The 11,845-nt window shown below is 62.2% G+C and carries 3 protein-coding genes; all 3 read left to right on the top strand.

Features of this window, described 5'->3' with window-relative positions; genetic code table 11:
* The first annotated feature begins 55 nt into the window (after positions 1-55).
* The 3 genes from fes to LJN55_RS09050 all read left to right on the top strand — a co-directional run bounded on the left by fes (position 56) and on the right by LJN55_RS09050 (position 10,206).
* Positions 56-1,378, top strand: a complete 1,323-nt coding sequence (fes, locus tag LJN55_RS09060) for an enterochelin esterase (RefSeq protein ID WP_227536366.1) — start codon at positions 56-58, stop codon at positions 1,376-1,378.
* Position 1,379: 1 nt separating this feature from the next.
* On the top strand, positions 1,380-1,592 hold the full coding sequence (locus LJN55_RS09055; RefSeq protein WP_133843085.1) for an MbtH family protein: 213 nt from the start codon (positions 1,380-1,382) through the stop codon (positions 1,590-1,592).
* 73 nt (positions 1,593-1,665) lie between these two features.
* On the top strand, positions 1,666-10,206 hold the full coding sequence (locus LJN55_RS09050) for a non-ribosomal peptide synthetase (RefSeq protein WP_227536069.1): 8,541 nt from the start codon (positions 1,666-1,668) through the stop codon (positions 10,204-10,206).
* Positions 10,207-11,845 lie beyond the last annotated feature (1,639 nt).

The raw sequence follows: 11,845 nt of genomic DNA, 5'->3' as shown, positions 1-11,845 counted from the left end.
AATTAAATGTAAATTAAGGAAAATTATCGTGACAACACGGCACACATTATGGCCGATGCGTCAGCCCGCAGGTCATGCAGCACAGCTGCTGGCCGCCGATAACGTGGGTGAAGAGAGCTGGTGGCGGCGCATTGCGCAACATGGCACGCCACTGGTTGAAGCCTTTGCTGAAGGAACAGTCCGGATGAACTATTTCTGGCGTGACCCGGCAGGTGACGAAACCCGCTCTGCGATACATCAGGTTTATGTGGATATTAACTGCGTGACCGACCACCACAGCCCGCAGCCGCAAAGTTTGCAACGCCTGGCGGGAACCGATGTCTGGCACTGGTCAACGGAGATTGATGAGCACTGGCGTGGCAGTTACAGCCTGATCCCGGTAAACGCTGAGCAACTCCCCCCCACTTTTAGCACCGATGACGACACACGCCGCAAACAACAGCGCGAATGGTGGATATCTCTGTTCCCGCTGGCGATTGCCGACCCGTTAAATCGCAGCTGTGCCCACCTCAACAGCCGCGGGCACGCGCTGTCGGCCGCGCATATGCCCGCGGCGCCGGACCAGTCTGCGTGGCACGCGCTGGACAGCGGACAGCCGATACACCCCGATAACCACCAGCTGCAACAATTTACCTGGGACAGCGCCCTGCTGGGGAATCAGCGCCGTATCTGGCTCTATACCACGGGCAGTACAGCGATCCCAGAGCAGCGCCCGCTGGTGATTCTGCTGGATGGACAGAACTGGGCAGACGGACAACCGCTTTATTCCGCGCTGCATGCCGAAACCGACAGCGGCCATCTGCCCGCCGCCTGCTGGCTGTTGATTGATGTGATTAACGGTGACTGGCGCGAAAAAGAGCTGCCCTGCAATGCTGAATTCTGGCAGGCGGTGCAGCAGGAATTGCTGCCGCTGGCGCGCAGCCGTGTGGAATTCAGTGAAGAGGCCGACCGTACCGTGGTCGCCGGGCAAAGTTACGGCGGCCTGGCGGCGATGTATGCCGGGCTGCACTGGCCCGGGCGCTTTGGCCGCATCCTCAGCCAGTCTGGCTCCTTCTGGTGGCCAAACGTCCGCCTGGTCACCCACTTTTCCGAAGCCGGAGAGCAGGAGATGGGCTGGCTGACCGGGCAGGTCATCAAGGGTGTACTGCCTGCCAGCCGCTTAAAGATCTTCCAGGAAGCGGGCGATCGCGAAGCCGATATGGCCTGGGTTAACCAACAGATGCGTCAGGCGCTGCTCGCAGGCGGGCATGACATTAATTTCCGAATTTTCTCCGGCGGGCATGATGCCCTGTGCTGGCGCGGCGGGCTGCTGGACGGCTTACGCTGGCTACTCGCCGACTTTATTACACCTCCCTATTCTGGAAAGACAGGTAATTAACATGACCGAACAACAAAATCCCTTCGACGATGAAACCCTCGACTTCCTGGTGCTGCTCAATGCACGCCAGCAATACAGCCTGTGGCCAGCGTTTTCCGACGTTCCTGCTGGCTGGAAGGCCGTGAGCGGCCCGGATACTCGCGCCGAATGCATTCGTTACATCGAAGAAAACTGGCACGACATGCGCCCCGCCGTGCTGAAAACGGCAGGTTAGCCAGCCCGGGCGGCCGGAAAAAAGGTCGCCCCTACGGGATCAGTTTTTACCTCTTACGACAGGAATTGCCACCGTGTCAGAAGCTCAGATCACGCCTGAAATACAGGCCGAATTTACCGAATATCCGCTGGTTGCGGCGCAGCCAGGGATCTGGATTGCCGATCAGATCGCCAGCGCAAGAAACACCTTTGCCGTTGCCCACTACAGTGAACTGCATGGCGATATTGACCGTCCGATGCTGGATAGGGCGATCCGCCAGGCGATGTCCGAAGCCGATACCGTGCAGGCCACCTTTGGCCTCTCTGATGAAGGCAGCGCCGTGCAGCGACTCCCTCATACGCGTACCCCAGAACAGGTACAGCCTGTTGAATGGGTTGATTTCAGCCCACGCAGCGATGCCGTGCAGGCCGCGCACGACCTGATGCAGGCCGATCTGGCCGCCGATCTGCCCGCAGACGGTGCCCGCCCGCTGTACCGCCAGCTGATGATCCGCGTGAGTGACGATCGCTGGTTCTGGTATCAGCGCTACCACCATCTGATGCTCGACGGCTTCAGCTTTGAGGCCCTGACACGCCGCGTGGCAGCGATCTATCAGGCGTTGCGTGCGGGTGAAACACCGGCGGCATCGCCGTTTATCTCCTTTGGCGAAGTGGTCGCTGAGTATCAGGCCTGGCAGCATTCACCCGCCTGTGAACGTGCCGCCCTGTTCTGGCAACAGCACGCAGAGCACTTCCCGACGGCGATTTCGCTCTCCAGCGAAACCTTTACCGCCAGCGCCCACGGCGCACCGTTAAAACAACAGGTGATCCTGCCCCCGGCGTTGCTGGCGGCGCTGACCCATCAGCCCGGCTTGCAGGAGAACGCCCCGGCAGAAATTGCCAGCGCCCTGCTGGTCGCCTATCTGGCACGCATCAGCGGTGAATCCCGCCTGAGCATTGGTTTCCCGTTTATGCGCCGCATGGGTTCCGCCGCGCTGGCCGCCACCGGCCCGGTGGTCAACGTTCTGCCGCTGCTGCTGGATATTGAAGACAGCATGACGCTGGCCGATATCAGCCGGGCCTTACAGAGCGAGATTAAACAGGTTCGCCGCCATCAACGTTACGAGGCAGAACAACTGCGCCGTGACCTTGGTCTGGTCGGCAGCAGCCAGTCGCTGTATGGCCCGGTGATCAACCTGAAGGTCTATCACGACAGCCTGACCTTTGACGGCATTGATGCCATCAGCCACACCCTGGCGATGGGCCCGGTCGACGATCTGGAGTTCGAAATCGGCTTCCAGCGCGGCCAGTTGCAGGTCACACTGGTCGCCAACGCCGGGAAATATGACGCGCAAACGCTGGCCTGGCACGGTGAACGCATTGCGTTCCTGGCAAACCAGCTGGCGCAGCAGCCACAGCAAGCGCTCTCCCGCCTGGCGCTGATTGCCGACGATGAGCAGCAGCAGATTGCCCGCTGGTCCCAGGGGATCAGCGTCACGCCGCAAGAAGGCGTGGTGTCGATTCTGGCGATGTTACAACGCCAGGTGGACGCGCAGCCGGATGCGATCGCCGTGGCCTGCGGCGATATCAGCCTGACCTACGGCCAGCTTTCTGCCCGTGCCATGCAGCTGGCTCGCGAGCTGATCGCGCGCGGCCTGGGTGCCGAAGACGTGGTGGCTATTGGTATCCCGCGCTCCGTTGATTCGCTGGTGGCGATCTTCGGTGTGCTGGTCAGCGGTGCCGCTTATATGCCGCTGGACCTCGACTACCCGCGTGAGCGTCTGGCGCTGATGTGCGATGACGCACAACCGCAGCTGCTGCTGACGCACAGCAGCACCGTGGCCCAGATGCCGGACGGTGAGTATCTCTGCATTGATGATGCTGCCGTGCGTGCCGTCTGTGATGCGCATGCTGCCACCCCGGTGAGCGACAGCGAGCGCCGTGTTGCCCAGCGTGGTGAACACCTGGCGTATATGATCTACACCTCCGGTTCCACCGGGCGCCCGAAAGGCGTGATGAGTACTCACGCCGGACTGCTCAACCTGTTCCTTTCCCATCAGGCTAACCTGTTCGGCCCGGCGATTGAGCGCTTCCATCGCAGCCAGCCGCGCCGTATGCGTACCGGCCACACCGCCTCTTTCTCCTTCGACTCCTCATGGGAACCGCTGTTCTGCATGATGATGGGCTGCGAGCTGAATATCTTCGACGAAGAGCTACGGCGCGATGCCTGGGCGCTGTTGCAGAAGATGAAACAGGTGCCGGTTGACCTGCTGGATATCACCCCTTCTTTCTTCTCACAGATGATTGATGCCGGGCTGTTTGAGCCAGAAAGCCACCGTCCGGCGTTTGTGATGATCGGCGGTGAGGCGGCGACGCCAACGCTGTGGAAACTGATGCAGCAGCACCCGGAACTGGAGATCCATAACTATTACGGTCCGTCTGAGTACACCATCGATACCCTGGGTGCCAGCGTGATGGTCTCTGATCAGCCGGTGATCGGCCGCCCGGTCGGTAACACCCAGGTGTGGCTACTGGACAGCAGACTGCGTCCGGTTCCGGTCGGCTGTGTGGGCGAGCTGTACATTTCCGGTACCGGGATTGCCCGTGGCTACCTGCGTCGCCCGGATCTGACCGCCGCCCGTTTTGTCGCTAACCCGTTCCTGGAGGGGGAAGTGATGTACCGCAGCGGCGATCTGATGCGCTGGCGCAGCGATGGTCAGCTGGCCTTTATCGGCCGCGTTGACCACCAGATCAAGGTGCGTGGTTTCCGTATTGAGCTGGGCGAAGTGGAAAATGCGCTGGTGGCGCTGGATGAGGTCAGCACCGCCGTGGTGATTGCTCAGCCTATCGGTGCCACCAACCGCCTGATTGGCTACTGCTCGGTGTATGACGATGCCCTGCGTGCCGACGATCAGTTATCCGCAAAACTGCTGGCGAAACTGGCAGTCACCCTGCCCGACTACATGGTGCCCGCGATCCTGGTGGTGATGGATGAACTGCCGCTGAACGTGAACGGCAAAATTGACCGCCAGGCCCTCCCTGAGCCGCAGCAGGTGGCATTTAAACCCGGACGCGAGCCGCAGGGCGCACAGGAAACCCTGATCTGCCAGGCCGTTGCTGACCTGCTGGGAATGGAACGCGTCGGCGCTGACGATGATTTCTTCGCGCTGGGTGGGGACAGTATTTCCGCGATGGGGCTGGGCACGGCCGCCCGCCGTGCGGGTTATCTGCTGCGTCCGCGCGATATCTTCGCCCAGCGTACCCCGGCACGTATGGCACAAAATATGCCCCTGCTGACCACCCGCACCGCCGTCAATAACGTGGCGCAGCACGGTGCCATCAGCGGCTTACCCATCCTGCAATGGTTTAACGAACATGGCGGCATTAATCAGCGCTTTGCGCACGGCGTGTTCCTGCAGGTCCCTGAGGCATTGCAGCGTGCTCACCTTGAGCAGGCACTGACCACGCTGAGCCGCGCACACCCGGCGCTGGCCGCCTTTACCCGTGACGGGCAGCTGGTGGTGGGTGAACCTCGTCCTGCCGGATTTACCCGCTGGGTCACCGCCCAGCCGCTGCATGATGCCCCGGAAGCCTGCGCAGAAGATGCCTTCGACGCCGCCGTCACCCGCCTCGACCCGGAGAACGGCGTGATGATGCAGGCCACGCTGCTCCAGCAGAACGAGCGGGCCTTTGGCCTGGTGCTGGTGATCCATCACCTGGTGGTGGACGGTGTGTCCTGGCGTGTACTGCTGGATGAACTGCGTCAGGCAGCGGAGGCCGCCATCAGCGGCACCCCGCTGACCCTGCCGCCGGAAGAGACATCACTGCATGACTGGTCCGCTGCGCTGTTAAGCAACGTCTCCCGTCGTGCCGCTGAGCTGCCTTTCTGGCAGAGCATGTTGCAGCATCCGGTGCCGCTGCTCGGCCAGCGGGCGCTGCATCCGCAGGATACCCACAGCGAACTGAAAGAGAAGCGTACGCTGCTTGACGGTGCGCAAACCCAGGCGCTGCTGACCACGCTGCCGCAGCAGTATCGTGCCAGCGTGGAAGAGACGCTGCTGTGCGCACTGTCACTGGCGCTGATCGACCGCTTTAAGGTCAGCCAGCTGCGCTACACCCTGGAATCGCATGGCCGCGCCGAACTGGCGGGTGACCATGATCTGGCCCGCACCGTCGGCTGGCTGACCGCCGAGTATCCGTTGCTGGTCACGCTGGATGAAGGCGATACCGGCAGCCTGCGCGATGCCCTGCGCGCGGTCAAAAGCGTGCTGCGTGCCGTGCCGGATCGTGGCGTTGGCTACGGCCAGCTGCGCTATCTTGATGCGGTGCGTTCCACCCAGTTAAAGCCGCTGGCACAGCAGCATGCGCCGGAAGTGCTGTTTAACTACCTCGGGCGTTTCAGTGCCGCAGAGGGCCTGTGGACGCCACAGCGGACGCGTAAACATTTCCGCGATGCCTTTGCGGTACATCAGTCACCTGACATGCCGCAGCTGCACAGCCTGGAAATTAATATCTTCGTGGATGAAACCGGCGCGCTGCCGCAGCTGGCGGTTAACTGGGGCTGGCTGAATGGGGTATTCAGCGAGCAGGATATTGATGCCCTGCACCTGGCGCTGGCCGGTGCCTGCGATGCGCTGAGCGATTTCGCCCATCGTCATCCACAGGAAGCGGCGGATACCTTAGTGGCCGCCGAGGTCGCCATTGACGGCGTCAGCCAGCAGGATGTCGTTCAGTTGGGTGAGCGTCATGGCCCGCTGGCCGCTGTTCTGCCGCTGCTACCGCTGCAAAAAGGGTTGCTGTTCCATGCCGCCACCGCCGACAGCAGCGGCAGCTATAACTCACTGACGCGCCTGAGCTTTAGCGGTGCGCTGGATGAGAATCGCCTGCGTGCCGCACTGGATGCGGTAGTTCGTCACCATCCGCAGCTGGCGGCCCGCTTTGACAGTGAGCAGACACTACAGCCGTTACAACTGATCCCGGTTCTGCCGCTGGAATCCTCGCTCTGGACGCTGGATCGCCACGTGCTCCCTGCCCTGTCAGTGGCTGAAGAAACCGAGGCGCTACTGGCGCTGGAGAAACGCGAGCTGGCACGGGATCTGTTCAGCCAGCCGGTGATGCTGCATGCACTGCTGGTGCAGCATGCTGACAGTGACCGCTTTACACTGATGCTGAACGCCCATCACCTGGTGGTGGATGGCTGGTCAACGCCGGTGATCTTAGGCGATCTGTTTACCGCGCTGTACCACGGCCCGCAGGCCCTGACGCCGCATCGCTTCAGCTACACGGATATCGTGCGTCAGTTAACCTCGCGTGATGCCAACGCCTCCCGCCAGCTGTGGCAGCAGGTGTTGCAGGATGTGCGTCCCACGCTGCTGTTTGGTGACGATCCCCATAACGGTCCGGTGCACGACCTGGGTCTGGTGCTGGAACCCGATCTGGAACGCGGCCTGCTGGCACTGTGCCGCAGCCGGGGCCTGACGCTGAACAGCGTGATGCAGGGCATCTGGGGAATGCAGCTGGCGATTGAAAGCGGCCACCAGGACGTGGTGTTTGGTTCACCGGTTTCCGGTCGCTTCGGCCAGATTGACGGCCAGGAGCAGCACGTTGGCCTGTTCAGTAACACCCTGCCTGTGCGCGTGCGTTTCGACAGCCAGCGTCCGCTACTCGATCAGCTGGCCGATCACCAGGCTCAGCAGATCCAGCTGATCGAACATGACGATCTCGGTCTGGGTGAGATCCAACAGCTGGCCGGCAGCGGTACGCTGTTTGACACTCTGCTGGTGGTGGAAAACTACCCGGATAACGCCGATCTGTTGCAGGGCCACAATGGCCTGCGCTGTGACCATATCGGCAACCGGGGTTATACCCACTATCCGCTTACCCTACTGGTGCTGCCGGGTGAGCGTCTGCACCTGCTGATGGAGTACCGCGATGCGGTGCCACATCCGCAACGCTTTGCTGAACGCCTGCTGATGCTGATTGCTCAGCTGGTGGCGCAGCCCGACCTGCCGCTGGCACGCTGGCAGCTGCAAACCCCTGACGAACAGGCGCTGATTGCCAGCATCAATAATACCGCTTACCCGGTGGCCGCAGGCACGCTGCAAGGGGCCATTGAGCAGCAGGTCAACCGCACGCCAGACGCGCTGGCCCTGCTGGACAGCGAGCACCGTCTGACCTATCGCCAGATGCAGCAGCAGGCACGTCTGCTGGCAGACCGTCTGATTGAGGCCGGGGTACAACCGGGTGATATCGTTGCCGTCGCCCTGCCGCGTTCGGTGCGCCTGAGCCTGGCCCTGACCGCTATTCTTCAGGCCGGTGCCGCCTGGCTGCCGCTGGATACCGGTTATCCGGACGACCGTCTTGCGCTGATGGTGGAGGACTCCCGTCCACGCCTGATTATCAGTGAAAGCACCTTAGCCGCACGCTTTGCAGTGATGGGGCCGATTCTGGCCTTTGATCGGCTGGAAGACGAACAGCGTCAGCCGACGCATTCGTTGCCTGCCGCCGATCCGCAGCGTCCGGCGTATGTGCTGTATACCTCCGGATCGACCGGGCGCCCGAAAGGCGTGGTGGTCGGTCAGCAGGCGATTGTTAACCGCCTGTGGTGGATGCAGGATGAATACCCGATGGAGGCGAATGACGTGGTGTTGCAGAAAACACCGTGCAGCTTCGACGTCTCCGTGTGGGAGTTCTTCTGGCCGCTGATGGTCGGTGCTCAGTTACTGATGGCTCCGCCGGAAGCCCATCGCGATCCGGATGCGCTGGTGCAGCTGATTGAAGATTATTCCGTGACGACAATGCACTTTGTGCCTTCGATGCTCGCCGCGTGGGTCACCGCGCTGGAAAGCCGTGACGGCAGCGACAAAGGGTGCCACAGCCTGCAACGCGTGTTCTGTAGCGGTGAAGCCCTCTCCTGCGATCTGGCCGCCAGATATGAGGCGCTGATCGCGGCACCGCTGCACAACCTCTATGGCCCAACCGAAGCCGCCGTTGATGTCACATACCATCCGGCCAGCGGCGAAAGCTTGCGACAATGCAGCGGCGCAGGCGTGCCGATTGGTTACCCGGTGTGGAACACGGAACTGCGCATCCTCGACGGGCTGCTGCGCCCGGTGCCGCTCGGCGTGGCGGGCGATCTCTACCTGTGCGGCGTGCAGCTGGCAGACGGCTATCTGTATCGCGCCGACCTGACGTCGCAACGCTTCGTCGCCGACCCGTTTGCGGACGGTGAACGGATGTACCGCACCGGGGACATTGCCCGCTGGCTGGAGAACGGGGCCGTTGAGTATCTGGGACGCAGTGACGATCAGCTGAAAATTCGTGGGCTGCGTATTGAGCTGGGCGAAATTGAACAGGCATTGTTAACCGTTGATGGCGTGGCACAGACCGTTGTGGCCGCCCGTGAACTCGGCAGTGTGGCATCCGTGGGTGCCGATGCGCGTCAGCTGGTGGCGTGGCTGATCGCACAGCCCGGTGTCACACTGGATACCGCCGTTGTGCATCAGCAAGTGGCACAGCGCTTACCGGCGCATATGTTGCCCGTCAGCTATGCGCTGACGGACCACTTCCCGCTCAGCGCTAACGGCAAGCTGGACCGTAAGTCCCTGCCGTTGCCGCAGACACCGCAGTCTGAAGGTCGTCCCGCACAGGGCCTGCATGAGCAACTGCTGGTGACCTTGTTCTCCAGCCTGCTGGCGCGTGACACGGTCTATGCCGATGATGACTTCTTCGCGCTGGGGGGGCACTCGCTGCTGGCGATGCGCCTGGCCGCCGAACTGCGCCGTCGTCTGCCACAACCGCTCTCTATCGGGCAGATCATGGCCGCACGTAGTGTGGAAAACATGGCACGCCTGCTGGATGACAGTGCGCGTGGCGTGAACGCGGACAACCGTGCCAACGGCGAAAGCCTGCCGTTCCGCAGCGGTACAGGACCGGTGCTGTTCTGTATTCACCCGGCTTCCGGCTTTGCCTGGCAGTACTCCGGCATGATGCGTCATCTCGGGGGCAACTTCCCGATTGTTGGCCTGCAATCGCCACGCCCGAACGGCGTGATTGCCCGCTGCGCAAGTGTGGATGAAATGTGCGAACGCCATCTGGCGACGCTGCGCAGCATTCAGCCGCACGGTCCGTATCACTTACTGGGCTACTCGCTGGGCGGCACCCTCGCCCACGGTATTGCGGCACGTTTGCAACAGCAGGGAGAACAGGTGAACTTCCTCGGGCTGCTGGATACCTATCCGCCGGAAGGCCAGGACTGGACCAGCCCGTCGGAAGAGGATGCGCGTGCCGAAGTGGCGCGCGAGGAGGCCGAGTTTATGGCCTCTACTGATGACGATGCGCTGTTACTGGCAGAGAAGGCGGAAATGTTCAGCACTATCGTCGCAAACTATGCCGATGCGGTTGAGCGCCTGAGTACCGCCAGGACACCACGCTTTGAAGGGCAGGCCACGCTGTTTGTGGCGAAAAATACCCTGCCTGAGGGAATGGATGTGAAAGACAGCTGGGCGCCTTATCTTCAGCAAGTGCAGATCCACGAACTGGCCTGCGAGCATATGGATATCCTGTCACCGGAAACGCTGGTGACGCTGGGGCCATTGCTGGCAGAGCTGATGGAGGCGTGCCCGGACCTGGCGTAAAGAAGGGCGACCTGCCCGCAGCGGGCGAGGCGTACCTCGCCCCTACAGCAATACCCGTAGGGGTCGGGCATACCCGATCCTAGTTATTCCGTACCGGACGAGGCGTGCCTCGCCCCTACAACGAACCCTGTTATTCCGCACCGGACGAGGCGTGCCTCGCCCCAACAGCAATACCCGTAGGGGTCGGGCATGCCCGATCCTTGTTATTCCGCACCGGACGAGGCGTACCTCGCCCCTGGAACATTACCCGTAGGGGTCGGGCATACCCGATCCTTGTTATTCCACACCCGGCGAGGCGTGCCTCGCCCCTACAACGAACCCTGTTATTCCGCACCGGACGAGGCGTGCCTCACCCCTGGAACAATACCCGTAGGGGTCGGGCATGCCCGACCCGTGTTATTCCGCACCGGACGAGGCGTTCCTCGCCCCAACAACAATACCCGTAGGGGTCGGGCATGCCCGACCCGTGTTATTCCGCACCGGACGAGGCGTGCCTCACCCCTGGAACAATACCCGTAGGGGTCGGGCATGCCCGACCCTTGTTATTCCGCACCGGACGAGGCGTGCCTCGCCCCAACAACAATACCCGTAGGGGTCGGGCATGCCCGACCCTTGTTATTCCGCACCGGGCGAGGCGTGCCTCGCCCCTGCAGCAATACCCGTAGGGGTCGGGCATGCCCGACCCTTGTTATTCCGCACCGGACGAGGCGTGCCTCACCCCGGAACAATACCCGTAGGGGTCGGGCATGCGCGACCCTTGTTATTCCGCACCGGACGAGGCGTGCCTCGCCCCAACAACAATACCCGTAGGGGTCGGGCATGCCCGACCCTTGTTATTCCGCACCGGACGAGGCGTGCCTCACCCTGGAACAATACCCGTAGGGGTCGGGCATGCGCGACCCTTGTTATTCCGCACCGGACGAGGCGTGCCTCACCCCTGGAACAATACCCGTAGGGGTCGGGCATGCGCGACCCTTGTTATTCCGCACCGGACGAGGCGTGCCTGCCCCAACAACAATACCCGTAGGGGTCGGGCATGCCCGACCCTTGTTATTCCGCACCGGACGAGGCGTGCCTCGCCCCTACAGCAATACCCGTAGGGGTCGGGCATGCCCGATCCTTGTTATTCCGCACCGGACGAGGCGTGCCTCACCCCGGAACAATACCCGTAGGGGTCGGGCATGCCCGACCCTTGTTATTCCGCACCGGACGAGGCGTGCCTCGCCCCAACAACAATACCCGTAGGGGTCGGGCATGCCCGACCCTTGTTATTCCGCACCGGACGAGGCGTGCCTCGCCCCTGCAGCAATACCCGTAGGGGTCGGGCATGCCCGATCCTTGTTATTCCGCACCGGGCGAGGCGTTCCTCGCCCCAACAACAATACTCGTAGGGGTCGGGCATGCCCGACCCTTGTTATTCCGCACCGGACGAGGCGTGCCTCGCCCCAACAACAATACTCGTAGGGGTCGGGCATGCCCGACCCTTGTTATTCCGCACCGGACGAGGCGTGCCTCGCCCCAACAACAATACCCGTAGGGGTCGGGCATGCCCGACCCTTGTTATTCCGCACCGGACGAGGCGTGCCTCGCCCCAACAACAATACTCGTAGGGGTCGGGCATGCCCGACCCTTGTTATTC

The sequence above is a fragment of the Erwinia rhapontici genome (assembly GCF_020683125.1).
Classification (GTDB): domain Bacteria; phylum Pseudomonadota; class Gammaproteobacteria; order Enterobacterales; family Enterobacteriaceae; genus Erwinia; species Erwinia rhapontici.
This window is presented reverse-complemented; position numbering and strand designations above follow the sequence as displayed.